The organism is Thioalkalivibrio sp. ALM2T (genome assembly GCF_000381505.1).
Classification (GTDB): domain Bacteria; phylum Pseudomonadota; class Gammaproteobacteria; order Ectothiorhodospirales; family Ectothiorhodospiraceae; genus Thioalkalivibrio; species Thioalkalivibrio versutus.
The window spans coordinates 1-24,361 of the sequence record NZ_KB906569.1 but is presented as its reverse complement, the minus strand read 5'-3'; the positions used below and the strand labels follow the sequence as shown (position 1 = coordinate 24,361).

The following is a 24,361-nucleotide window of genomic DNA, read 5'->3' as shown; positions in this document are numbered from 1 at the left end:
TCAGCCCGTGGCGCGGGCGCGCGGCGCGTGTCCCAGCCACTCGTCGATGACGGAGGCAATGCGCTCGCCGGCGCGGCCATCCCAGTATTGCGGGGCACGGCCCTGTTTGCCGCCATGGTCCATGACGTCGCGGAAGGCAGCCTGCAGACGCTTCGGGTCGTGTCCGACCAGGACATTGGTGCCTTCGTCGATGGTGATGGGCCGTTCGGTATTCTCCCGCAGGGTGATGCAGGGTACGCCCAGCGCCGTGGTTTCTTCCTGCATGCCGCCGGAGTCGGTGAGCACGACTCGCGCGTCCTTCATCAGGCCCAGCATTTCCAGATAGCCGGCCGGCGGCAGGACCGCGATGGGCGCCTCGCTCAGGTGGTGGTCCAGCCCGGAGGCCTGCAGCCGGTCGCGGGTGCGGGGGTGCAGCGGGAAGACCAGGGGCAGTTCGCGGGCGATGGTCGCGAGAGTGGCGATGAGGCGTTCCAGGATCGCCGGGTCGTCGACATTGGAGGGACGGTGCAGGGTCAGCACGCCGTAGGCACCCTCCGGGGCGAAGCGCGCCGGGTCGATACCCGCGGATTGCAGGGATGCGTCCCAGGGCACGGCCCGCTCGAGGTTGTGGAGCTGGGTGTCGATCATCACGTTGCCGACGAAGTGGACGCGCTCGCGATCGATCCCCTCGCGCGCGAGGTTGTCGATGGCATGGCCTTCGGTGGTGAACAGGAGATCGGAGATCTGGTCGGTCAGAACCCGGTTGATCTCCTCCGGCATGCGTCGATCGTAGCTGCGCAGCCCGGCCTCGACGTGGATGACGCCGATGCCCTTCTTGGCCGCGACCAGGGCACAGGCGATGGTGGAGTTCACGTCGCCGACGACCAGCACGGCGCGCGGGTTCAGCGCGTCCAGCACCGGCTCGAAGCGGCTCATGACCTCGGCGGTCTGTACCGCGTGGGAGGAGGAGCCGACTTCCAGGTTGATGTCCGGGTACGGGATGTTCAGATCGGTGAAGAAGCGCTCGTTCATCGCCGGATCGTAGTGCTGGCCGGTATGCACGAGCTGCGCGGTGATGCCTGCGCCGGCCAGCGCTCGCATCACCGGGCCGATCTTCATGAAATTCGGCCGTGCGCCAACGACGCACACGATGTCGCATTGCTGATGGCTTGTCATGGGCTGTCGAGATGTCCTGTGGGCGCATGGGCGGGGCCCGCTTGCGACGACGCCAACGGGCGCTGCTGGGCATCCGCGATGGGTCTGCGAGGCCCGGTCGGGATCCCTGTTGAATCACTTTATCGTGTCTGCAGAAACATGCTGGGCCTTCGTGAATGGCTCGTTAGATCCGGTGTGGGTGGTAGTGCGTGACAACAGGGTGGCCGGGGGCCATCGTTGAGTTCGGCAAGTGGGTTGGGTAAGCGTTTTCGGCAAGGGAGGCCTCGGTGATGGAACGTTTCGATCGCGGGCTGTGCCGTGGCCTTTGCGGGGTGCTGGCGGCGTGCGTCTTGCTGCAGGCGGTATCGGTAGCCACTGCGGAGCCTGGCGCCTCGCCGGCTCCAGGTGGCCCCGGCGCAGGGCTGCCGGATACGGACTGGAACGTGGTTCGGGCGGATCCGGAAGATTACCGTGCGCGGGTGGCGTCGCTGGAGCCCGGCGACTGGCTGCAGCTGGCACCGGGCGACTACCCCCGGACCCTGCGGCTGCATGGCGTGCGCGGAACGCCGGAGCAACCCATCGTCATCAGTGGCCCGGTCGACGGCGAGCCCGCCATCCTGCGCGGACGTCGCGGGGAGAACACGATCAGTCTGGTGGACGCCGAGCATGTCGTGATCCGGCACCTGACCCTGGATGGTGGCGGCGAACCCGTGGCCGGGGTGGTCGCCGAGGCGCGCGGTGATGGGGTCCATCACGTGACCCTGGAACACCTGACCATCCGACATTACGACCATTCGCAGGGCAACGCCGGGATCACCACGCGGGCGCCCGCCCGGGACTGGGTGATCCGGCGCAACGAGATCCACGATGTGGGGACCGGGATGTATCTGGGGCAGCCGGACGGGACCAGCCCGTTTGTCGCTGGCGTGATCGAGCACAATCACATTCACCGCACCCTGGGGTACAACATCCAGATCAAGCACCAGACGGACCGCGACGGGATCCCGGGGATGCCGGCGGAGCCGCGGGAGACCCGGATTCGCTACAACCTGCTGAGCAAGGCAGAGCGCGCCAGCGACGGGGGGCGGGCGCGGCCCAACCTGCTGGTGGGGCATTTCCCGCCCGCCGGGCCGGGGTCGCAGGACCGCTATCGCATCGCGGGGAACCTGTTCTATCAGAATCCGCACGAGCGTCTGTTTCAGGGCGAGGGGAATATCGAGCTACACGACAACCTGTTCCTGAACGATACGGGCGACGCGGTACTGGTGCGGCCGCACAACCACCTGCCACGCGAGATCCGGATCGTGAACAATACGATCCTGGCCGCCGGGTTCGGCATCCGGGTGGACGCGCCGGACCGGGCCTACGATCAGGAGGCGTCCGGCAACGCCGTGTTTGCCGGGGATCCGCTGCAGCTCGTGGGGCGTATCGCGGGCGGCGAGAACTTCACTGCGGCGCGCGCGGACGCGGCCCGGTATCTGGCGGCACCGGATGCCGGGCAGGATGCGCTGGATCTCTACCCCCGGGAGGGCGTTCTGCACGAGCGTTCTGCCGGCGTGAGTTCGGTCCCGGTCGCGGGTGTAGATCGCGACTACAATGGCCGTTTTCGCGAGCAGGCTGTCTGGGGTGCCTATGCCGGGCCGCCGGGGCCCAACCCCGGACGAGCGGACGGTATCGGGCCGCGTGTCCCGGGCTGTGCGCCCTGCCGGTGACTGGGTTGCGAGCGCCGGTATCGCATACGAAAACGGAGAGGTATCCGGCCCGGCCCCCTCCATTACGATTGGCAACGAGAACGGACATCTTATGCATACGCTTCCCGCGCTGGATGAAGTCACCATCGGAGTAGTCGGTCTGGGGTACGTCGGCCTGCCACTGGCCGTGGAATTCGGCCATCAATGGTCCACCCGCGGGTTCGATATCGACCCGGAGCGGGTGCAGCAGCTGCAGGCTGGAGTGGACCGCACGCGCGAGGTGGAGCCGGAGAAGCTCGCCGCGACCCCGCAGCTGACGTACACCGCCGATCTCGAGACCATGCGCGAATGCAACGTGTTCGTGGTGACCGTCCCGACGCCGATCGACCTGCACAAGCGACCGGATCTGGGACCGCTGCTGGGAGCCAGCCGCAGTGTGGGGCAGGTCCTCAAGCCGGGCGACACGGTGATCTACGAATCCACCGTTTACCCGGGCGCGACCGAGGAGGATTGCGTGCCGATCCTCGAGGCGCAGTCCGGGTTGGTGCACAACCGGGACTTCTTCACCGGCTACAGCCCCGAGCGCATCAACCCGGGCGACAAGGAACACGGGGTCACCTCCATCATGAAGGTCACCTCGGGCTCCACCCCGGAGGTGGCTGATTTCGTGGACGCGCTGTATGCGCGAGTCATCACGGCCGGGACACACAAGGCCGAGAGCATCCGCGTGGCCGAGGCCGCCAAGGTGATCGAGAACACCCAGCGCGACGTGAACATCGCGCTGATCAACGAGCTGGCCCTGCTGTTCGAGCGCCTGGGCCTGGATACCGAGGCGGTACTGAAGGCCGCCGGGACCAAGTGGAACTTCCTGCCCTTCCGGCCGGGCCTGGTGGGCGGGCACTGCATCGGGGTGGACCCTTACTACCTCACGCACAAGGCCCAGGCGGTAGGGCACCACCCGGAGATGATCCTGGCCGGGCGGCGGGTGAACGACGCCATGGGCGCGCACATCGCCGACAATACGTTGCGCGCACTGGTGCGCAAGGGCATCAACCCGGTGGGCGCGCGGATCCTGGTGATGGGGCTAACCTTCAAGGAGAACTGCCCGGACCTGCGCAATACCCGGGTGATCGACATCCACGCCACCCTGACTGGCTACAACGCCGAGGTGACGGTCTTCGACCCCTGGGTGGACCCGGCCGAGGCCGAGCACGAGTACGGCATCACGCCGGTGACCGAGACGCCGGCACCGGGGCAGTTCGATGCAATCATCGTGGCCGTGCCGCACCGCGAATTCCTGCAGATGGGGATCGAGGCCATCCGTGAACTGGCGCGGCCTGAGTCGGTGATTTTCGACGTGAAGTCCGTCTTTCCGCGCACCGCCACGGATCTCCGCCTGTAAGGGGGCGCCGAGTCAATCACGCGTTCGCGTTGGTGCCCCCGGGTTCCTGATGGGGAGGCTCTGGGGCCCGGCGCGCACCGTTCCCCTGGGCCCCGGCGCGGCGCACGGATGGCGAACGCCACGCCCGCATAACGCCCACGCTGTTCATGGGCGCGGCCGGAGCTACAGTGGCGGGACGCTTTCGTCCCGGGAGACGCTGAACCGTGTGTCCGTCCGCGTTGTTGCCCCATGGTTTCCGACGTGCCGTCTGATGGCAGGGGCGTCGCTGCGCCGCATGTGCATTCGGGCGTGACGCGCGCCCGCACCGATTTATGGATCGGCGCTTCCCTGACCCTTCGATGAGCCTGCCGCGCGCCGGTTCGGAACCACTGTCGCTGCGTACCTGCGCGCTGTGGGCCTGGCTGTCGCTGGGCGCTGCGGTCTACCTGACGCTGCTGCCGTTCGAATTCGGCTCGATGAGCCTGGAGCGCGCCTGGGAGATCTATCGCGACATGAGCCTGACCGGCCCCGGGACCGGGGGCCGGCAGCAGTTCATGGCCAATGCCCTGATGTTCCTGCCGCTGGGGTTCTTCTGGACCGCATGGCTGACTCATGGTCGCCGCAACCGGTTGCTTGCGGCCGGCGCGTTCGTCTTCGTCGCTGCCCTTGGGCTGGCCGTCACGGCCAGCGTCGAGTTCTTGCAGGTCTGGTTGCCGTACCGGCATCCGGCGGCGGCCGATATCGCCGGAAACTTTTCCGGGGCAGTGGCCGGTTCGCTCGCCTGGCTGGCGTTGCGCGACCCGTTCGCGCGCTGGCGTCGGGTGCTGGAAGGTGCGGGTGCGCAGGCCCTGACCGCCGGGCTGGTGATCTATGCCGCCGCCTATGTGATGGTCGGCTTCGTCCCCTTTGACCTGGTGCTCGCGATGGACGAGCTGCGGGCTCGCCTGGCATCCGATGCCTGGGGCTGGTGGGTCGCTGCCGGCGCCTGCACCAGCGGGATTCGCTGTATCAGCTGGCTGACGCTGGAGGTGGTCGCCAGTATCCCGGTGGGGCTGCTCCTGGCATTGTGGCTGCACCGGCGCGGAGCCTCGCTGCTGGGGGCCGGGATCCCGCTGGCCCTGCTTCTTGCGGGGCTGCTGGAACTGTTGAATCTCGCCACCCTGTCGGGCATCGCCGAGGGGCGCTCCGTGCTATTGCGGACCCTGGGGATGAGCATCGGCCTGGTCCTGTTCCGGAACCTGCCCGCGCATCCCCATGGCGTGATCCGGACGCTGCAGCAGTTCGCCACGCCGATACTCGTGATCGGCGCCGTGTTCTACGCGTTGTTGCTGGTCGCGCTCAACCACGGTTTCGGCCCGTTCCACGCCGATGTGGAAGCGGCCCGAACCCAGTGGGCCGACCTGAACCTGTGGCCGTTCTACTACCACTATCACGTGGACGAGATTCACGCCCTGCGCAGTACGGCGCTGCATCTGGCCATGTATGCACCGCTGGGGTTTCTGGTCTGGTTGTGGCAGTTGCGGCATCCCCTGCAGCCGATGGCGTTGAATCTGCTGGCCGTCGTGGCGGGGGTTGTGCTTGCGCTGGTGGTCGAGGTCGCCAAGCTCTTTGTGGACGGCGCGCGCCCGGACCCGGCCAGCCTGGTGCTTGCCGGCCTGGCCGCCTGGGCGATGGCCGCGCTGCTGCAATGGCTGGGTCGTGCCAGTGCCGAGGGGGGCTCACCCTCAGGACGGGCCGCGGTCGAACCACGCGGTCCCCACCCGGAGTCGGCTGGGCCAGGTCCGAGTGCGCGCGGTTTTCAGCGACTGCGACAGGCGCTTGCCGGCCTGCTGGCGCTGGCGACTCTGCTGCTGGCGGTCACCTGGCCAGTCGTGCCCGTTGCGCTGAGCGCCGGGTTGCTGGCCTATGCCGCATTGCTGGCGTGGCGGCCGCAGGGCTGGCTGCTCGTGATCCCCGTGCTGTTGGCCACCCTGGATCTGACGCTCTACCACGGGCGCCTCTTTATCTCCGAACTGGACCTGTTCCTGTTGATGACGCTGGCCATGGCCCTCTGGCTCGGGCCGCATGCGGCGCATTCAGGCGCGTCGTTGTTGCCGCGCGGGATCCGCTGGGCGCTGGGTCTCCTGGTGGCCTCGACGCTGATCAGCCTGGCGGTTGCCCTGTTCCCGCCCGGCGCCTGGAACCCCGGCGAGGCGGTGCATTTTGCCCACCAGTGGAATGCCCTGCGGGTGGCCAAGGGCCTGCTGTGGGCGGTTGTCCTGCTGGCGATGCTGAGGGTCGCGCCTATCCCGGTGCTGGAGCAGGTGACGCGCTGGTTCCTCCCCGGGGTGGCGCTGGCCCTGCTGGCGCAACTGGCGTTCGTGGTGCGCGAGCGGGTTACCTATCCCGGGCTGCTGAACTTCGATAGTGGCTATCGTCTGTCCGGGCTGTTTTCGGAGATGCAGGCGGGAGGGCCCAGCATCGAGACCTTTCTGGTGCTGGCCTTTCCCCTGGCCCTGATCTGGTGCTGGCGCCAGCGCCTCGGCCTGATGCTCGCCGGTTCGGCTCTGCTGGCGGTCGGGACGGCATACGCGGTGGCGATGACCTATTCGCGCGGCGGGTATCTGGGGTTGGCGGTGGCCGTGGCCGTCCTCGCGGTCGGGGTGCTGCTGGCGGCGTTGCATGGTCGCATGCGGGTTCGGCAGGGGGCTCTGGTCGGTGTGCTGTTGCCAGTGGTGGCGATTGCCCTGGTTGCGGGCACCACGTTGGGCGGGTTTGCCGAGCAGCGGATGAGCCACATCGAACGTGACTTCGGAATCCGCATGGATCACTGGCAGGCCGCCCTCGAACTGCCGGGCGGCGGACCGCTTTCACCTCTGCTTGGGCGGGGTGTCGGCAGTTTTCCGGAGCACTACCGGACCGGAAACCGGGATGGGCGCTTGCCCGGCAATCTGGCCTTCACCCGCGCGGAGGGCGAACCGCGCCTGCAAATCGGCGGCGGCGATTCGCTGTTCGTGAATCAGCGGGTGAGCCTGCCCCGCGACGGTCTCTATACCGTGACCGTGGAGGCCGCCAGTGCCCAGCCCACGGGGTTTCGAGTCTTCATCTGCGAGAAGCCCATCCGCCATTCCTTCGTTTGTCGCAGCGAAGGCATGCGCCTGGAAGACGGCGGACGTCAGACCTTCCAGTGGACCTTCGACCTCGACCCGATGGAGACACGCCCCTGGCCCATTCAGCGCGGCCTGGTGTTGTCGCTGGGGGTCGATGCGCGCCAGCGGTCTGTCACCGAATTTTACAGCGTGCAGGTTCGGGACTCGGCCGGTCGTGAGTACGTCGCCAACGGCGACTTCGAGCATCTGGGCCGTTACTGGTACTTCACCACGGACCATCTGTGGCCGTGGCGGGTCGAGAATCAGTGGCTGGAGATCTATTTCGATCAGGGCTGGCTGGGTCTGCTGGCCTTTTTGTGGCTGACGCTGGCGGCCCTGGTGTTGCTGTTGCGGCGTTCGCTGGCGGGCGATGCGGTAGCGCTGGCGTCGACTGCCGCATTAACAGGGGCGTTGTCGATCGGCGTGTTCAGTACGCTGTTCTACTCCCCGCGGATCGCCCTGCTGTTCTACCTGGTGCTGTTGCTGGGCGTGGCGGCGTCCGCAGCGCCGGCCGCAAGGGGCGTCAGGCAATCCGCGAAGCCTTGAGCGGGTTGAGTTTGGGGCAGTCGTGCGGTGCGTGGTCGGGGGCGTTATGGGCAAGTCCGGTCCGCTCGGCTTGTGCCTAACGCTGCCTCGATCCCGCGCCCGATCGGGCTGTTAAGCTCGCAGGACGAAACCGCGGTGGGGCCGGGGAGATGGGCGAGGCCTTTGATGCATTCGACGAGCGGCTGATGGAGCTGGCTCATTTTGTGGAGGAGGCCGAGTCCCTGGAAAAGGGATTGGCTGGCCTGGCCGAACTGGTGAGTCACGCCATGGAGTGCGAGCGCTGTTCGATCATGCTGCTGAAGCCGGACCCGGACGGGGGTGCGGCGCGCTTGCGCGTCCAGGCGCATCACGGGTATCTGCCCGAGCAGGCCTATGACGTGAGGCAACCGCTTGGCTCGGGAATTTCGGGGCGGGTGGCGAGTGCGCGCAAGGGGTTGCTGATTCGTGACCTGCATGCCTCCGATCTTGCAGCCGAGGCGCGGCGGGCCGAGGGTGCGGGTCCGGTCGACGTGATCGCGGTACCGGTCATTCTGGAGGGCGATCTGCTGGGCGTGATCAACATCGACAGCCCCGAGGGGCGGGGCCGGCTGACGCAGGAAGATTTGCGCCGGGCGTTGATCCTGGCCCTGGTGGTGGCCAAGTCGGTCCTCGTCCATCGGTTAAAGGGACTTTTGCGCACGAGTTTTACGCAGATGGCGCTGGCGCGACAGCCGGGGGCGGCAACGGGCCCCATTACCCACGCCCCGGAACGCGTGGCCCGGTTGCTGGCGCGCACGCTGTACGACGAGATGAGCCGGGCCGGATTCTCCCGCGATCATGTGCTGATTGCCGCGACCGAACTCATCGGTCAGGTCAGCGAGGGCCGGGAATGAACCATCACGCGGTCATGGCGATGGCGCAAGGTGCGAACCGGTGAAGGATGCCGGCTTCGAACGCCGCTGGCGCCAGCGCTTTCTGGAGCGCGGGGCGAACCTGGAGGACGATGCCGGGATCGCGGGCTGGACACACAGCGGCCTGCATAGCCGCGTCCGGCAGTTCGAGCGGCTGTGGCGGCGCGCCGACCTCGAGCCCGGTCGCTGGCTGGATGTCGGCTGTGGCGCGGGAACCTACACACGGATGCTGCATGCGCAGGGCCATGGGGTCTGGGGGCTGGACTACTCAACGCCCTCCCTGCAGAAGGCGCGGGATCGAAGTGATCCGGCAATTCCCTGGCTGGCGGCGGACATCAATCACCTCCCGCTGGCGGACGCCGCCTTCGACGGGGTGCTCTGCTTCGGCGTCATGCAGGCCTTGTCGGATCCCACGCCGGCGCTTGCCGAGATTCGGCGCGTGCTGCGTCCGGGGGGCGAGGCCTGGGTGGATGCGCTGAACCTGCGTTGCCTGCCCACCGCAGTTCGCGAGTGGCGCCGGTCTCGGCGAGGGCGTCCGCCGCATCTTCGCTACGACGACCCTCAGGGTTTTCGCGCGGCGGCGGAGGCCGTGGGTCTGCGACCCGAGGCGTTGTACTGGCTTCCGTTGGCCCCCGGTCGCCTGGCGCGCTTGCAGCCGCTCCTGGAGAACCGGGGCACCCGGGGTTTCCTGCAGGCGGTGCCGGCTGCCGGGGCGTGGCTGAGTCATTCGTTCATTCTGCGGGTGCGGCGGGTATGAGGGGCGGGTCATTCAGGGCTGTCGGAAAACTTTCCACTCGGCGCCTCCGGGTGCCCTTCCGGCTTTGTTTCGTCGCGGGAGGGGGCATTGATATCAGTGAGTTACCCGTTATTCAGAAGGATGGCACCCCGCTTGCTATGTACCAAGAGAAAGCGTCTGATTGCAGTGTACCCCCCGGATCGCAGCCCATTGCGGCGTGGCCGGGTGCCCTTGCCCGGACGGTGAAATGGCGAGGTTTGACCTGGAGCAGGCAAGCATGAGTGATGAACACGAGCACAACGGAAATCATGGCCCCGAAGACGTAGGCGAGGGCAAGTCCACCGCCCCCGTGGACCCGGACACGGGTGCGTCCGGCCTTCGCAGTCGCAGCCGGCGCCGCCTGACCGCGGCCGGCCTGGGTGGGGCGATGCTGGTGTCGCTACCGGCCAAGTCGGTCTGGGGCGCCCAGGGGCAGTGCTCGCTGTCGGGCAACATCTTCTCCGCCAACGTTTCCAACATTGACCACGAGTGCACCGCGGGCGATGGCTGTACCTCGGCGTTCTGGAAGGATAACTGGGGTGCCTGGGAGTGCACCGGGTATTCCCCGGGTTCCTGCATTCAGACCAATGGGACCGACAGCAACTGCCAGCGTTTTGACGCCACCGTGGGTGCGGGCGGGGCGACCTCCTTCGAGGAAGTCTTCGGTTACAGGCCGGAATGCCTGACCGGTACACCCTCGCTGATGGAGGTGCTCCATGCCTGGGGCGTGTGCAGGGGGTCGCTCGACTGGCATGCAGTGGGTGCCGTTCTTAACGCAGCGTGCACCTCGATCGACTTCGGCGCCTCGGTCGACGAGGTGATCAAGGCCTATTCGATGGCCCGCGAGGATGTGGGCAAGCACTCGGCAGTGACGAACGTCTTCGCCTACATGAACGAGCGCTTCTGCCCGATCAACGGCCTGGGCGACTGCGGCGACGGCTTCACGCGCAACGAGGCGGGCGAGTGCGTGGAGGTGCGGACCGACTCGTCCGGCACTCTCAATCGTTGATATCCCGGGGCGCTGCCCACCAGCGCTCCTGGGCCGGTCGGTACACGAGGCCCCCTTGTCCGTTTCTGAAGAATCCCTTGCGCTGATCCCGCTGCCTGCCGCTCACGTGCGGGCATGGGGTGAATCGGTGGTTGTCTATGACCAGCGCTGTGGCGAGACGCACGTGCTGCAGCCTCCTCTGATCGACATCTTCCAGGCCCTGCAAGAGGGACCGATGACGCCGGCCACCCTGTTCGAGTACCTTGAACAGCGATATGACGCCACGGAAGGGGACCTGGTGGATGCGATGCAGGCCGGCTTGAGCCAGTTGCGGCAGCATGATCTGATCCGTGTCTCGCCGGAGTCGCGGGACGCGTGATTGCCCATGAAGCCCTGAGGGCGGGGTTGCGGGACGCCGGTCTTGCCATCCAGGTGGGGCCCTTCGTGGTCCGCTTGCGTTCGCGGCTGGACCGGGTCGAGCGCTCCGTGGCTCTGTTCTACGACCGGCAACTCTTGCCGGTCGCCAGTACCCCCTTCGCCGATTTCCACGTCACCCTTGCGGGCTCCCCCGGCCTGCGCTCGGTTTGGCGTCCGCAGGCGCGTTTCTTTCTGGATGGCCGCTCGCCCTTCCGCCCCCTGCCGCTGGCGCATGCCTATCCGTTGTTCGAGTGGGGGCTGAACTGGTGCATTGCCCAGCACGCCCATGACTTCCTGATGATCCATGCGGCGGTGCTGGAGCGCCACGGCCGGGCGCTGGTGATGCCGGGCGAGCCCGGGGCGGGAAAGAGTACGCTGACCGCGGCCCTGGCCCTGTCGGGCTGGCGATTGTTGTCGGACGAATTCGCCCTGCTTTCTCTGGAGACCGGCAAGCTGGTTGCGCTGCCGCGTCCGGTCAGTCTGAAGAATGCCGCCATCGACCTGATCCGCGATCGCCATCCGCAGGCGATCATCGGGCCTTCTTCCCACGACACCAGCAAGGGGACCGTGGCACATCTGAAGCCACCGCATGCGAGCATCGAGCGGATGCACGAACAGGCCGCACCGGCATGGCTGGTCTTTCCGCGCTTCGCCGCCGGGGGGCAGGACCGGCTGCAGCCGCTGGACCGGGCCGAGGCATTGCTGAAGCTGGTCGGCTCGTCCTTCAATTACAGCGTGGTGGGCGGAGCGGGTTTCGAGGCAGCGGCCGATCTGATCGAGCAAAGCGCCTGCCTGAATCTGGAGTACGCGGACCTGGATGCCTCCCTGGGGTTGCTGAACGATCTGGCCGGGGCGGGCGCATGACGCGCCCTGCTCTGGGGCAACTGCTCGCGGTCCTGGCCGAGCCGGCAGCCTCCCGCAGTCTTTCGCTGGCGGATTGGGATTGGTTGGTACGGGTGGCGCGAGTGGCCTCTCTGGAGGGCCGGTTGCATGCCTTGATCAAGGATGCCGGGGCATTGTCGGAGGTGCCTCCGGCGCCCCGGCGACACCTGCACGTCGCGCGGGTCCTGGCGGATCGTCAGCACGCCATGGTTCGCTGGGAGGTGGCACGGATTCACGAGGCCCTGGCGCCGGAGGCGATCCCGGTGATGCTCCTGAAAGGCGCGGCCTACGTGATGGCCGGGCTGCCCAGTGCGCCGGGGCGGCAGTTCTCCGATGTCGACATCCTGGTCCCGCAGGCGCAGATCCAGGCGGCGGAACAGCATCTGTTCGTTCAGGGATGGGTCTGCGAAGGCTACGACACTTACGACCAGACCTACTATCGCCAGTGGATGCACGAGCTGCCTCCGCTCACGCACATGCGGCGCAAGAGCGTGCTGGATGTGCATCACACCATCCTGCCGCCGACCGCGCGGTTGCATCCCGATCCGGAACTCCTGTGGGCGGCCGCGCTGCCGCTGGATGGCTTTCCCGGAATGTACGTTCCGGGGCCGGCCGACATGGTCCTGCACAGTGCGACGCATCTGTTTCACGACGGCGAGCTGGAGAACGGCCTGCGCGACCTGGCGGATATGGATGCGCTACTGCGTCATTTTGTGGCGGAGGATTCGGACTTCTGGGAACGCCTGACGGCGCGCGCCTTCGAGATGGATCTGGCACGCCCGCTCTACTATGCGTTGCGCTATGGTCGCGAGTTCCTGCAGACCCCCGTCCCCGATTCGGCGTTCCGCGCGCTGGCCGCGGCGCGTCCGGCGCCGCCTCTTCTGGCGCTGATGGATGGCCTGTTCCGGCGTGGCCTGAAACCGCATCACTGGAGTTGCGACGGCCGGTTGTCCGGCACCGCCCGCTGGTTGTTGTATGTACGTTCGCACTATCTGCGCATGCCCTTGCACTTGCTGGTTCCGCACCTGCTGCGCAAGGCGGCCAAGGACCATCGCAAGGGCAAAAGGATCCAGGCCGAGCCCTGATCGGAGTGGCTAGGGAAACACTGATCAATGAACGCGTTCGCGCGCCCGTTTTCGTCAACAACGGGCGGCCGAGCCCCTGCTTTCAATAACTTGCGGGGTTGGCACCCCGGGTTCCCCGATCCTGCGTTGCGCCGCTTACAGGTAGAACCACTACCTGTTGCACGACGCGCCTTGTCTCGGAAAACCTGGGGTACCAACGCGAACGCGTTCATTGATCAGTGTTTCCCTAGGGCTCAGGGGGCTGCGGGGCCGGAGGCCATGGCTTCGGAAAGGGCCATCAGGGGTGCGAGAAGCAGTTCGCCGCGGAACAGGATGCGCGGGCCTGCCACCAGCCCCATGCACCGATAGCGTCGTTGTGCCATGCCGGAGCCCGCCAGGCCGCGCCCCGCGGTTTCCACTCGCTCCGCGGGGCTCACCAGGATGTGCAGGGCGTCGGCGCTGCGCAGGGCGCGTGCCAGCTGCTGGTCCACGCTGATGTGGTGCGCGGTGTAGACCATGGGGTCGCGGTAGAAATCGTGGCCGTCCGCATCGGCCTTTTCGAGCAGGGCGCAGGAGATCAGCGCGGCGGGAAACATGTCCGGAAAGTTGATGCGGTCCTCCAGCTCGTCGAAGTAGTCCGCCTGGCGCACGAGTGACCCTGACAGCAGGTTCTTGGCATTGCTGTTCGACATGAACTTGCGCTTGTGGAACCACCCGTTGTCCGCGAGCACGCAGCGATCCTCGAGCTGCTCGAGTCGGACATCCGCGGGCAGCGGCAATGACTCGCCAGGCAACGCCTGGGGTGTCAGGGAGTCGCGTACATGGCCGAGCAGCACCAGCCCGCTGCCTTTGCGCATCGCAATGCGATTGGATACCTGCGGCTGTCCCGACGCATCCGTGCCCCGGAGGGTGGGTTTGACGACGGTGGTGAACGGCTCGTCCACGCGCAGGGCGCCGGCGAACGTGAATTGGTAGTTGCGGAACGGGCGTTGCGAGCTGCTTCCGGCATCGCCCTCGGCGATCCGCATCCGGGTCACCAGGGCCTCTGCCAGACACTCCAGCTGAAAGCCCAGCACGATCGGTCCGCCAAACGGATTGCCGCGGATGCGCGTCCACTTGTCGCCGTCATGGAACGGGTTGAAGTCGTCCGTGGCGTTGCGGGCCACATCGATGTGGATCTGGCGGTAAACGCAGCGAGTATCGGACGATGAGGCCGCCATGGGTGTGCCTTGGTCCGGCTCGGACTTGCCGTGAGGGGAGGGGGTGCGGATCGGCCCTACTCCTGGTAGCCGGCCAGCAGCGGGCGGATCCGGTCGGCTGGCACCGCGTAACTGATCCCGCTGGGCCGGCTTACTGCGGCCTCGCGCCCGCCCTGGACGAAGACCTGGTTGATCACGCCGACGACTTCGCCACTGTCGATGCGGTAGAGGGGGCTGCCGCTGTTACCGGGGTAGGCGGTGGCATCCAGCTGAAACACCATCGGTGCGCCGGCGCGCAGTTGCCGGATGTGAGCCTCGCTCAGTTCTCTCGAGCGGCGGGCGGTGATCGCCATGGGGGTGCGTGCGGCCACGTTGGCACGATGGGTCGCGGGGTAGATGCCCAGGATCATGCCGATCGGGTAGCCCGTAAAGGCCAGCTGCTCGCCCGCGCGTACGGCGTCCGACGATCCCAGTCGCAAGGGGGGCAGTGGAGGGCCGGCGATCCGCAACAGGGCCAGGTCGTCGTTCGCCGAATGGGCCACAAGCTCCGCGCTGTGGATGGAGGTGTCGCGACCTTCGCCGCTGACCACCACGAGTTGCTCGCGGTTTGCATGATCCAGTGATTCCGGGATCACATGGTGATTCGTAACGATGAGGCGCCCGTCGGCGACCGCAAATCCGGTTGCGAGGTAATTGGCTCGCGGGCTGCGCGACGGCTGGTGGGTCGCGATACTGACTACCGAGTGCTTGATGCGCTCGATCGTGTCCGGCAGCCCGTCGGCGGCAGCCGGGCGCTGGGTAACCAGCAGGGCCAGAAGGCTCGCCGTGGCCAGCACCTTCAGCGTCTTCCACGCGCGCTGCCAGGTGTCTGCCGAAAAGCCCCGGAAGAAGAGGGCGGATCGCTTGCTCGTCGTGCTGTCCATGGGCCATCCCCGCCAGTCGATGGTTCGAGTCTAGGTCAGGCGGTTCCGGCCGTGGTGGTGATGCGTTAGGCGAAGGGGGTCATGGCTAGCGGGCGCTTTAACGCCGCGTCGACACCCCGTCAGTTGAAGACGATGGTCTTGTTGCCGTGGGTAAGGACGCGGCCCTCGAGGTGGTAGCGCAGGCCGCGGGCGAGGACCCAGCGTTCGACGTCACGGCCCTTGCGGATCAGGTCCTGCACGCCGTCGTCGTGGCGGATGCGGGTGACGTCCTGCTCGATGATCGGGCCGGCGTCGAGGTCCTCGGTGACGTAGTGGCAGGTGGCGCCGATCAGCTTCACGCCGCGGGCGAAGGCCTGGTGGTAGGGGCGGGCACCGACGAACGACGGCAGGAAGCTGTGGTGGATGTTGAGGATGCGCTCGGGGTATTCGTCGCAGAGCGTGGGCGGCAGGATCTGCATGTAGCGCGCCAGCACGATGGCGTCGGGCGCCAGCTCGGCCAGGCGCGCCTGCAGGGTGGCAAAGGCGGCCTCGCGATCTTCGCGCGGCACGGGGATGTGCTCGAACGGGATGCCGTAGCAATCCGCCAGCGGTGCCAGGTCGCGGTGGTTCGAAAGGATCGCCGGGATCTCCATCGGCAGTTCGTCGTTGCTCCAGCGGGCCAGCAGGTCGCTGAGACAGTGCGGTTCGCGCGAGACCATCAGCACCACGCGCGGGCGGGTGTCGGCCCCCGCCAGCCACCAGTCCATGCCAAGATCGAGGGCCAGTTCATCCAGCCGTTCACGCAGGGCGGGCTCGGCGTCCACGGGCAAGGAGAACACCCAGCGCATGAAGAACCAGCCGGCCTCGGCATCGGTGTGCTGGGCCGCCTCGGTGATCCAGCCATCGGTATTTGCGATTGCGTTGGCAATACGCGCGACGATTCCGTGCTGATCGGGGCAGCGGATACTCAGCCGAAAACGGGGTCGATCATCCATGTCGTTTAAGTATCCCGAATAAGGTCAAGGGCGGGTTTCACCACGAAGCGCACGAAGGCACGGAGAAGGTTATGGGCATTTTTACCACAGAGGGCACCGCCCCAACCGAAGTCACCCCGGAAACCGCGCAGCGGTTATCCGGGATCTCCCGGGGTTGGCGATGCGTCGGTGGCAGCCTTGGAAGATCCCGGCTCTCCCCTGCGGCCGGGATGACGAGATTCTGCTGCGCATGGGGTTCGGGCGGTGCCAAAGGATCAATGCGATTCGCTGCGCGCCTCAGCATCCCGCCTGCCACAAAGCCATCCCCGGTTATCTCCGTGACCTCTGTGGTTCATTCGCCTTGCCCTCGTCGTCTCCTCGTGCGCTTCGTGGTGAACAAATCGGCGCAAGGAAGGACGGGGCCGGGTCAGGCGGATTCGCGGCGCAGGCCGGTGGGGATGGAGAAGGTGATGGTCTCTTCACGGCCGGCGAGTTCGGAGACGGCGTCGACGCCGTGTCCGCGCAGGAAGTCGAGCACCTCGTTGACCAGGACCTCCGGGGCCGAGGCGCCGGCGGTGACGCCAATGTGGCTCTTGCCCTCGAGCCAGGCCGGGTCGATGTCGGCTGCGCCGTCCACCAGATGGGACTCCACGCCCATGCGTGCGCCGATCTCGCTCAGGCGGTTGGAGTTCGAGCTGTTCTTCGAGCCGACCACCAGTAGCAGGTCGCATTGCTTCGCCAGGTCCTTCACCGCGTCCTGGCGGTTCTGGGTGGCGTAGCAGATGTCCATCTTGCGCGGGCCTTCGATCTTCGGGAAGCGCGCGGTCAGGGCGTCGATGATCCCGGCGGTGTCGTCCATAGACAGCGTGGTCTGGGACACGAAGGCAAGCCGGTCGGGGTTGGCCACCTCGAGGTTCTCGACGTCCGCGATGGTCTCGACCAGCATCATGCTCCCGCCCCGGGAATCATCGAACTGGCCCAGGGTGCCCTCGACCTCGGGGTGCCCGGCGTGGCCGATCAGCACCACCTCGCGGCCCTCGCGGGCGTAGCGCGCTACCTCCAGATGTACCTTGGTGACCAGCGGGCAGGTGGCGTCGAACACCGTCAGGCCGCGTTGTTCGGCCTCCTGCTGCACACGCTTGGGCACGCCGTGGGCGGAGAAGATCACCACCTGGCCGTCGGGGACCTCGTCCAGCTCGTCGACAAAGCGCACGCCGGCATCCGTCAGACGCCCGACCACGTGCCGGTTGTGCACCACTTCATGGCGGACGTACAGCGGCGCGCCGTAGATCTCCAGGGCGCGTTCCACGATCTCGATGGCGCGTTCCACCCCGGCGCAGAAACCACGCGGATTGGCGAGCTGGGCCTGCATGCTCATAGGAGACTCTCCTGCGACCTATTGCGGTTCACTTACCGATAGCACATCCACCTCGAAGGTGAAGTTCTGCCCCGCCAGCGGGTGGTTGAAATCCACCGTCACGGTGTCGTCCTTCACCGCTTCGATGCGGCCGGGTACGGCATCGCCGGCCGGGCTGTTGAACTCGTAGATGTAGTCCACTTCCAGCGGCAGGTCGGCCGGGAACTGCGAGCGCGGCATTTCCTGTACCGCTGCCTGGTCCCGAAACGGGAACATGACGCCGGCCTCGATCGCAAATTCCCGGTGGTCGCCCGCGATCAGGCCGACTAGCAGATCCTCCAGCCCGGGCAGGATCTCGCCGGAACCGATCTCCAGGGTGATGGGTTCCTCGCCCGTCCCGTCCACGACAAAGCCGTTTTCCAGGATCAGGCGGTAGTGCATCTCGATGTGCGCGCCCTTGGTGGCCGTGGTCATGTGTGCTCCCGACTAGTCTGTGTTGCCCGAGTGGCTGCGATCGCCCTCGATGAAGGTGGCGACGATCAGCGTGATCGCCCCTACAACAATGGCCATGTCCGCCACGTTGAAGGCCGGCCAGTGATAGCCCGCCCAGTGAAAGTCCAGAAAATCCACCACCGCGCCGTAGCGCACGCGGTCGATCAGGTTGCCGATGGCGCCGCCCAGCACCAGGCCCAGGGCGGTCACTGACCACCAGGCCTGGCGTGGCAGGCGGGCCAGCCAGAAGAGGATCAGAAGCCCGATCATCATGGCAATGCCGGTCAGCAGCCAGCGGCCCCAGTCCCCGGCCCCGGCCAGAAAGCTGAAGGCCGCACCCGGGTTGTACACCAGCGACAGGTTAAAGAAGCTCGTGACCTCGACCGGGGCGAACAGCGTCAGCGCATGTTCCGCCCAGACCTTGGTGACCTGGTCGGCCAGCACGATGGCCACCGCGATCAGCAGCCCCGGGCCGAGGCCGGACCCCCGCAAGCCCATCAAGCGAAACGCCGGGTCTCGCCCGGGCCGTCCACGTTACTGACGCAGCGCCCGCACAGTTCCGGATGCTGGGTGTGTTGACCGACGTCCGGGCGGCGGTGCCAGCAGCGCGCACACTTGGGCTGTTCGCTCTTGTGCACCGCCACGCCCAGCGGCGTCCCGTCGCCGAGTTCCGCGGCATGCGCGCCTTCCGGCGCGGCACCCTCGGCGAGGCGTGCCTCGGAGGTGATCAGCACGAAGCGCAATTCGTCTCCGAGGCGTTCCAGCAGGCTGCGTGCGGTCGAGTCGGCCGGGAGGTACAGGTCGATCTCGGCATTCAGTGAGGCGCCAATGCCCTGCTCGTTGCGCGCCAGCTCCAAGGCGCGGGCGACATGGGTGCGCACCTCCAGGATGCGATCCCAATCGCCATCGGAGAACGACGCGTCCTCCGGCAGCGGGGCCAGCCCCTCGTACCAGGTGGAGAACAGCACGCTGTCCGGGCGCTCGCCGGGCAGCAGTTCCCAGATCTCCTCGGCGGTGAAGGTCAGGATCGGGGCGACCCAGCGGGTCAGGGCCTCGGCCACATGGTACAGAGCGGTCTGTGCCGAGCGCCGGACGTGCGAATCCGCCTGGGTGGTGTACTGGCGATCCTTGATTACGTCCAGGTAGAAACTGCCCAGCTCCACCGAGCAGAAGTTGTGCACCCGCTGGTAGATCTGGTGGAACTGGTAGCCGTCGTAGGCCTGCGTTACCTGGCCCTGCACCTGCAGTGCGCGGGCGACGATCCAGCGGTCCAGCGGCAGTAGATCCTCCAGCGGCAGGGCGTGTTCGGCCGGCTCGAAGCCGTTCAGGTTGCCCAGCAGGAAGCGCGTGGTATTGCGGATGCGGCGATAGGCGTCGGCGGTTCGGTCGAGGATGTCCTTGGAGATCGCCATCTCGCCGGAGAAGTCGGTAGCCGCGACCCACAGGCGCAGGATGTCCGCCCCCAGGGTGGAGACCACCTCTTGTGGCGCGACCACGTTGCCGCGCGACTTGGACATCTTCTCGCCCTTCTCGTCCACGGTGAAGCCGTGGGTCAGCACCGCCTTGTAGGGCGCCTCGCCCCGCATGGCCACGCTGGTCAGCAGGCTGGACTGGAACCAGCCGCGGTGCTGGTCCGAGCCTTCCAGGAACAGGTCCACCGGCAGCTCGCCCAGTTCCGGGCGTTTCTCCACGACCGTGGAGTGCAGCACGCCGGAGTCGAACCAGACGTCCAGCGTGTCGTTCAGCTTGGTGTAGTCGCCCGCTTTCTCGCCTAGCAATTCCTGCGGGTCCAGCTGGAACCAGGCCTCGATACCGTCGCGCTCGATGCGCTGTGCGATGGTCTCGATCAGCTCCGCGGTATGCGGATGCAGGCGGTTGGTTTCCTTGTGCACGAAGAACGGGATCGGCACGCCCCAGTTGCGCTGGCGCGAGATGCACCAGTCCGGGCGGTTGACCACCATTCCGTGGATCCGGGCCTGGCCCCAGCTCGGCATCCACTCCGTGTCGGCGATGGCCTTCAGGGCATCGGCGCGCAGCTCGGCGCGGTCCATGCTGATGAACCACTGCGGAGTCGCGCGGAAGATGATCGGGGTCTTGTGGCGCCAGCAATGCGGATAGCTGTGCTCGAACTTTACCGCCACGATCAGCGCGGCGTGTTCCTTCAGCACGTCGATCACGTGGCCGTTGGCCTGGTGCACGTTCTCGCCGGCGAAGTGCGGGGTGTCGGGCAGGAAGCGGCCATCCGGGCCCACCGGGTTTTCCACCGGCAGGCTGTATTGCAGCCCGACCGCATAGTCCTCCTGGCCGTGGCCGGGGGCGGTGTGGACCGCGCCGGTACCGGTCTCGGTGGTCACGTGATCGCCGAGGATCAGCGGCACGTCGCGCTCCAGGAACGGGTGGCGCAGCATCAGGCCTTCCAGCGCCTGACCCTTGGTGCGCGCCACGATGTGGCCCTCGCCCAGGGAGTAGCGCGCCAGGCAGTCCTCGACCAGGTCCTCCGCCAACAGGATGCGCTCGTGCTCGAGCTCCACCAGGGCGTAGTCCAGTTCCGGGTGCAGGGCGACCGCCTGGTTGGCCGGCAGGGTCCACGGGGTGGTCGTCCAGATCACCACGCTGATCGGACCGCGCGAACCGTCGATACCGTCGAAGCGGCGCAGGAAGTCGATGTCGTCGACCACGCGGAAGCGCACGTCGATCGCCTGCGAGATCTTGTCCTCGTATTCGACCTCGGCCTCGGCCAGGGCCGAGCCGCAGTCCACGCACCAGTGCACCGGCTTCTCGCCCATCTGTACGTGGCCGCGCTTGAAGATGCTGCCCAGTGCGCGGACGGTGTCGGCCTCCACCTGGTAGTTCATGGTCAGGTAGGGGTTGTCCCAGTCGCCCAGTACACCCAGGCGCTGGAAGTCCGCGCTCTGTCCGTCCACCTGCTCCTGAGCATACTCGCGGCAGGCCTTGCGGAAGGTCGCGGCATCCACGTCGCGGCCGGCCTTGCCCAGCTTCTGCTCCACCTTCAGCTCGATCGGCAGGCCGTGGCAGTCCCAGCCCGGCACATACGGCGCGTCAAAGCCGGCCAGGGTCCGGCTCTTCACGATCACGTCCTTGAGGATCTTGTTGACCGCATGGCCGACGTGGATCGAGCCATTGGCGTAGGGCGGGCCGTCGGCCAGCACGAAGCGCGGCCGTCCGGCGCAGTACTCGCGCAGGCGTTGGTAGCGGTCCTCGGCCTTCCAGGCCTCCAGCCATTCGGGCTCCCGCGTCGCCAGGCCGGCGCGCATCGGGAATGCCGTCTCGGGCAGGTTGAGGGTGTCCTTGTAGGGGTTCGGCGGTGCCGGTTTGCGTGCCATGAGCGAGTTCCGGATCGGCCCTGCGGGCCGGTTTCAGTCGTGTGCGGAGAGTTGCGTGCGGGCGGTTTCGACGTCACGCGCGATCTGCGCGCGCAGCGCCTCCAGTCCCTCGAAGCGTTGTTCGCCGCGCACCTGCGCGACGGGTTCAAAACAGACGGCCTCGCCGTACAGGTCGGGCTGGCCCTCGAGTACGTGGGCCTCCAGACGCTGTTCGGTGCCACCCACCGTCGGACGCCAGCCGATGTTGGCGACGGCGGGCAGGGCCTCGCCGGAGGCCCGGCGCAGCCAGCCGGAGTACACCCCGCGCAGTGCCAGCGGCCATGGCCCCAGGCGCAGGTTCGCGGTGGGGAAGCCGATGGTGCGGCCGCGCTTGTCGCCGTGTGCAACCCGGCCGTGCAGCCGGTAGGGCCGCCCCAGGAGTTCCGCCACGCGGGCGAAGTCGCCGGCGACGGCGGCGGCGCGCACCCGCGTGCTGCTGATGCGCCCCTCGGCATCACGCACCGTCGGGGTGGATTCGACGGTGAAGCCAAGCCGTTTGCCGGCCGTCTGCAGGGCCGATTGATCGCCCTCGCGCCCGCGTCCGAAGCGGAAGTCGTCGCCCACCAGTACATGGCGGGCGCCCAGGCGGCGGTGCAGGACCTCCTCCATGAAGGCCGTGGCCGAAAGCCCCGCCAGCTGAGCGTCGAAACGCAGGACCCAGGCTGCGCCGAGAGAGCTGTCGCCCAGCGTCACCAGGCGATCGCGCAGCCGCTGCAGGCGGCCGGGTGGCGCGGGAGCCTGGGAGCGTGCGGCGAAGTACTCGCGTGGCAACGGCTCGAAGGTCATCAGGAGCGCCGGCGCCTGGCGATCCTGCGCCGCCTCGAGGAGGCGTCCCAGAACAGCCTGATGACCACGATGCAGACCATCAAAGTTGCCAATGGTCACCACCGCGCCATGCATGCCGGCTGCCTCGAACGCCTTGCTGTCGGCCGGCCCCAGGCCGCGAATCAGCCGCATCGCCCCGATCCCGCGCAAAACCGAAAGTATAACCCGCCGGGGCCTTCCCCGGCATCATTGATCGGTGCCTTCGCGCAGCAGCAAGTGATGCGGGCGCACGCCGGTCAGCCACAGCGTGGCGGCGAGCGTGGCGGTGCCGGCCAGGATCAGACCGGCGAGCGCCAGCAGGCGGGTGTCGACGGACCACTCGGTCCACTGGCCGAACTCCGGCGAGAGCCAGATCAGCACCCCGATCATCGCGGCGAGCCCCAAGGGCAGCCCCAGGCGCAACGGGCGCAAACCCGGTCCTGGCTGGTAGATGCCCTCGCGGATCAGCCCGCGGTAGAGCAGCCCGGCGTTGATATAGGCCGAGGCCGAGGTGGCCAGCGCCAGTCCGGCGTGCGCTCCGGGCGTGCCGGAAAGGTACCACGGCAGCACAAAGGCGCCGTTCAGCACCATGTTCCAGAGCATGGCGATGATCGCAATCTTCACCGGGGTCTTGGTGTCCTGGCGAGCGAAGAAGCCAGGCGCCAGCACCTTGATCAGGATAAAGCCGGGCAGGCCCAGGGCGTAGGCTGCCAGCGCCATCGCGGTCATGTAGGTATCGAACTGGGTGAAGGCCTGATACTGGATCAGCGTGGCCAGGATCGGCACTGCCAGCACGACCAGACCGACCATCGACGGCAGCGCGACCAGCATCGCCAGGCGCAGGGCCCAGTCCAGGGTGCGACCGAAGGCGGCCGGGTCGGCCAGGTTGTACTGCCGCGCCAGGCGCGGAAGGATCACCGTGCCGATCGCGATGCCGAACAGGGCCAGCGGCAGCTCCACGAAGCGGTCGCCGAAGTACAGCCAGGAGATCGATCCGGCCACGAGGAACGACGCGATCAGGGTGTCCACCAGCAGGTTGATCTGTACCACCGAGGTCCCGAGGATCGCCGGCAGCATCAGCTTCACGATCCGGCGCACCCCCTCGTGGGCGCGGCGAAAGCGCGGGCGGGGCAGCAGTCCGGCGCGCCACAGAAAAGGGATCTGGAAGGCCAGTTGCACGGCCCCGGCGATAAACACGCCCCAGGCGAGGGCCACCACCGGCTCGTCGAACATCGGCGCCAGCCACAGCGCGGCGACGATCATCGACAGGTTGAGGAAGACCGGGGTGAAGGCTGGCACCGCAAAGCGCCCGATGCTGTTGAGAATGCCGGCCGCCATCGCGGTCAGGGAGATGAATAGAAGATACGGGAAGGTGATCCGCAGCATGGCCGCGGCGAGGTCCTGGCGCCCGGCCTCCTGGGTGCCCAGCCCCGGAGCGAAGACCCAGATCAGCGCCGGCGCCGCCAGGACCCCGATCAGGGTGACGATGGTGACCACCGTCATCAGGGTGCCGGCGGTGTGATCCAGTAGATCGCGCAGGGCCTCGCGCCCGCGCTTCTCGCGAAACTCCGCGAACACCGGAACGAAGGCCTGGTTGAAGGCGCCCTCGGCGAACAGTCGGCGCAGAAAATTCGGGATGCGGAAGGCGACGAAGAAGGCATCTGTGGCCGGTCCGGCGCCGAAGGTGACCGCCAGCACCATGTCGCGCAGATAGCCCATGATCCGGGAGATCATGGTCATGCCACTGACGACGGCGGTGGAGCGAAACAGGCGGTTCATCGCGTGCGGGAGCAGCCTTCGGGAAAGCCCCGCAGTGTACTTGAATCATTCTCGACGAACTTCGGCATTCACCACGAAGCGCACGAGTACACGAAGAAGGACAAGGTCAAGAGCGATTGCACCACAGAGGTCGCAGAGGACGCAGCGATCACGCAGGGGTTAGGGAGGGCGTTTGGTGGTGGGTAGGATGCTGATGAGCGTAGCGAATCGCATCGATCCGTGGGACGGCCCGACCCGATGCGTTTCACTGCGCTCAACGCATCCTTGTGTCTTGCGGTTCACGGATCGCTACCATGAACCGTACCGGGCTCGGGGTAACCCGAACGCATCCTGAGGTCACGAACCTGTTTCGTAGATGGGCCCCCGAGTCCTTTTTCATCTCGAAGTTTGAACGGTATCCAATGCCCCCCGTGAGGGACGGGTGAGGCTGTACGGACAAGGCGAGAGGACGAGATGGCGCATATTGGCATTGATGTGAGCAAGAACAAGCTCGACTGCATGTGGGTCCGGGATCTGGAGGCGGGCAAGGTCAAGCCCAAAGTGTTCCCGAACCGCCGAGACCAGTACCCGGAGTT

19 protein-coding genes and 1 pseudogene are annotated in these 24,361 nt (G+C 67.0%); 10 read left to right on the top strand and 10 right to left on the bottom strand.

What is annotated here, in order from left to right; genetic code table 11:
- Nucleotides 1-1,155: a non-hydrolyzing UDP-N-acetylglucosamine 2-epimerase gene (wecB, locus tag F816_RS0112255; RefSeq protein ID WP_019594966.1), complete on the bottom strand. Its 1,155-nt coding sequence runs from the start codon at nt 1,153-1,155 to the stop codon at nt 1-3.
- A gap of 269 nt (nt 1,156-1,424) precedes the next feature.
- On the opposite strand from wecB, the gene F816_RS0112245 reads away from it, so the two are divergent.
- From F816_RS0112245 to F816_RS0112205, 9 genes are all read left to right on the top strand, one after another.
- Nucleotides 1,425-2,846, top strand: a complete 1,422-nt coding sequence (locus F816_RS0112245) for a hypothetical protein (RefSeq protein ID WP_019594965.1) — start codon at nt 1,425-1,427, stop codon at nt 2,844-2,846.
- A gap of 91 nt (nt 2,847-2,937) precedes the next feature.
- Nucleotides 2,938-4,227 carry a nucleotide sugar dehydrogenase gene (locus F816_RS0112240; protein ID WP_019594964.1) on the top strand — a complete coding sequence of 430 codons (1,290 nt, stop codon included), beginning with the start codon at nt 2,938-2,940 and terminating at the stop codon, nt 4,225-4,227.
- 338 nt (nt 4,228-4,565) lie between these two features.
- Nucleotides 4,566-7,880, top strand: coding sequence for a VanZ family protein (locus F816_RS0112235; RefSeq protein ID WP_019594963.1), 3,315 nt, complete (start codon nt 4,566-4,568; stop codon nt 7,878-7,880).
- A 149-nt stretch (nt 7,881-8,029) separates the two neighbouring features.
- The gene (locus F816_RS0112230; RefSeq protein ID WP_019594962.1) at nt 8,030-8,752 is read left to right on the top strand and encodes a GAF domain-containing protein; all 723 of its coding nucleotides are present in this window, start codon (nt 8,030-8,032) and stop codon (nt 8,750-8,752) included.
- A 40-nt stretch (nt 8,753-8,792) separates the two neighbouring features.
- Nucleotides 8,793-9,527, top strand: a complete 735-nt coding sequence (locus F816_RS0112225) for a class I SAM-dependent methyltransferase (RefSeq protein WP_019594961.1) — start codon at nt 8,793-8,795, stop codon at nt 9,525-9,527.
- A gap of 256 nt (nt 9,528-9,783) precedes the next feature.
- A complete protein-coding gene (locus F816_RS0112220) occupies nt 9,784-10,554 on the top strand; it encodes a hypothetical protein (protein WP_019594960.1) in 771 nt (256 codons plus the stop codon).
- Between the two features lie 55 nt (nt 10,555-10,609).
- Entirely contained in the window at nt 10,610-10,912 is a 303-nt protein-coding gene (locus F816_RS0112215; RefSeq protein WP_019594959.1) for an HPr-rel-A system PqqD family peptide chaperone, read from the top strand.
- Nucleotides 10,909-11,814 (top strand): HprK-related kinase A, encoded by a 906-nt coding sequence (locus F816_RS0112210; RefSeq protein ID WP_026333258.1) that lies wholly within the window; start codon nt 10,909-10,911, stop codon nt 11,812-11,814. The genes F816_RS0112215 and F816_RS0112210 overlap by 4 nt, the downstream gene beginning before the upstream one ends.
- Complete coding sequence (locus F816_RS0112205; RefSeq protein WP_019594957.1) at nt 11,811-12,917, top strand: nucleotidyltransferase family protein; 1,107 nt, start codon at nt 11,811-11,813, stop codon at nt 12,915-12,917. Before F816_RS0112210 ends, F816_RS0112205 begins: the two co-directional genes overlap by 4 nt.
- Nucleotides 12,918-13,150: 233 nt before the next feature.
- Here F816_RS0112205 and F816_RS0112200 read toward each other — a convergent pair whose 3' ends face one another.
- From F816_RS0112200 to murJ, 9 genes are all read right to left on the bottom strand, one after another.
- The gene (locus F816_RS0112200; protein WP_019594956.1) at nt 13,151-14,116 is read right to left on the bottom strand and encodes a hypothetical protein; all 966 of its coding nucleotides are present in this window, start codon (nt 14,114-14,116) and stop codon (nt 13,151-13,153) included.
- A 56-nt stretch (nt 14,117-14,172) separates the two neighbouring features.
- A complete protein-coding gene (locus F816_RS0112195; RefSeq protein ID WP_019594955.1) occupies nt 14,173-15,018 on the bottom strand; it encodes a S1C family serine protease in 846 nt (281 codons plus the stop codon).
- Nucleotides 15,019-15,137: 119 nt separating this feature from the next.
- Nucleotides 15,138-15,992 carry a formyltetrahydrofolate deformylase gene (purU, locus tag F816_RS0112190; protein ID WP_019594954.1) on the bottom strand — a complete coding sequence of 285 codons (855 nt, stop codon included), beginning with the start codon at nt 15,990-15,992 and terminating at the stop codon, nt 15,138-15,140.
- Nucleotides 15,993-16,398: 406 nt separating this feature from the next.
- Complete coding sequence (ispH, locus tag F816_RS0112185) at nt 16,399-17,349, bottom strand: 4-hydroxy-3-methylbut-2-enyl diphosphate reductase (RefSeq protein ID WP_019594953.1); 951 nt, start codon at nt 17,347-17,349, stop codon at nt 16,399-16,401.
- An 18-nt stretch (nt 17,350-17,367) separates the two neighbouring features.
- Entirely contained in the window at nt 17,368-17,802 is a 435-nt protein-coding gene (locus F816_RS0112180) for a peptidylprolyl isomerase (RefSeq protein ID WP_019594952.1), read from the bottom strand.
- 12 nt (nt 17,803-17,814) lie between these two features.
- A complete protein-coding gene (lspA, locus tag F816_RS0112175; RefSeq protein ID WP_019594951.1) occupies nt 17,815-18,318 on the bottom strand; it encodes a signal peptidase II in 504 nt (167 codons plus the stop codon).
- A complete protein-coding gene (gene ileS / locus F816_RS0112170; protein ID WP_019594950.1) occupies nt 18,318-21,164 on the bottom strand; it encodes an isoleucine--tRNA ligase in 2,847 nt (948 codons plus the stop codon). Before ileS ends, lspA begins: the two co-directional genes overlap by 1 nt.
- Before the next feature lie 33 nt (nt 21,165-21,197).
- Nucleotides 21,198-22,160: a bifunctional riboflavin kinase/FAD synthetase gene (gene ribF / locus F816_RS0112165; protein ID WP_019594949.1), complete on the bottom strand. Its 963-nt coding sequence runs from the start codon at nt 22,158-22,160 to the stop codon at nt 21,198-21,200.
- Nucleotides 22,161-22,214: 54 nt separating this feature from the next.
- Nucleotides 22,215-23,786 (bottom strand): murein biosynthesis integral membrane protein MurJ, encoded by a 1,572-nt coding sequence (gene murJ / locus F816_RS0112160; protein WP_019594948.1) that lies wholly within the window; start codon nt 23,784-23,786, stop codon nt 22,215-22,217.
- A gap of 453 nt (nt 23,787-24,239) precedes the next feature.
- Between murJ and F816_RS15085 the strand changes: the two are divergent.
- A pseudogene (locus F816_RS15085) lies at nt 24,240-24,361 on the top strand (IS110 family transposase); the annotation flags it as partial.

Bases quoted from the DNA above. Each gene is read 5' to 3' on its own strand.
- wecB (WP_019594966.1), bottom strand. From the start codon at position 1,155: ATGACAAGCCATCAGCAATGCGACATCGTGTGCGTCGTTGGCGCACGG.
- F816_RS0112245 (WP_019594965.1), top strand. From the start codon at position 1,425: ATGGAACGTTTCGATCGCGGGCTGTGCCGTGGCCTTTGCGGGGTGCTG.
- F816_RS0112240 (WP_019594964.1), top strand. From the start codon at position 2,938: ATGCATACGCTTCCCGCGCTGGATGAAGTCACCATCGGAGTAGTCGGT.
- F816_RS0112235 (WP_019594963.1), top strand. From the start codon at position 4,566: ATGAGCCTGCCGCGCGCCGGTTCGGAACCACTGTCGCTGCGTACCTGC.
- F816_RS0112230 (WP_019594962.1), top strand. From the start codon at position 8,030: ATGGGCGAGGCCTTTGATGCATTCGACGAGCGGCTGATGGAGCTGGCT.
- F816_RS0112220 (WP_019594960.1), top strand. From the start codon at position 9,784: ATGAGTGATGAACACGAGCACAACGGAAATCATGGCCCCGAAGACGTA.
- F816_RS0112205 (WP_019594957.1), top strand. From the start codon at position 11,811: ATGACGCGCCCTGCTCTGGGGCAACTGCTCGCGGTCCTGGCCGAGCCG.
- F816_RS0112200 (WP_019594956.1), bottom strand. From the start codon at position 14,116: ATGGCGGCCTCATCGTCCGATACTCGCTGCGTTTACCGCCAGATCCAC.
- F816_RS0112195 (WP_019594955.1), bottom strand. From the start codon at position 15,018: ATGGACAGCACGACGAGCAAGCGATCCGCCCTCTTCTTCCGGGGCTTT.
- purU (WP_019594954.1), bottom strand. From the start codon at position 15,992: ATGGATGATCGACCCCGTTTTCGGCTGAGTATCCGCTGCCCCGATCAG.
- ispH (WP_019594953.1), bottom strand. From the start codon at position 17,349: ATGAGCATGCAGGCCCAGCTCGCCAATCCGCGTGGTTTCTGCGCCGGG.
- F816_RS0112180 (WP_019594952.1), bottom strand. From the start codon at position 17,802: ATGACCACGGCCACCAAGGGCGCGCACATCGAGATGCACTACCGCCTG.
- lspA (WP_019594951.1), bottom strand. From the start codon at position 18,318: ATGGGCTTGCGGGGGTCCGGCCTCGGCCCGGGGCTGCTGATCGCGGTG.
- ileS (WP_019594950.1), bottom strand. From the start codon at position 21,164: ATGGCACGCAAACCGGCACCGCCGAACCCCTACAAGGACACCCTCAAC.
- ribF (WP_019594949.1), bottom strand. From the start codon at position 22,160: ATGCGGCTGATTCGCGGCCTGGGGCCGGCCGACAGCAAGGCGTTCGAG.
- murJ (WP_019594948.1), bottom strand. From the start codon at position 23,786: ATGAACCGCCTGTTTCGCTCCACCGCCGTCGTCAGTGGCATGACCATG.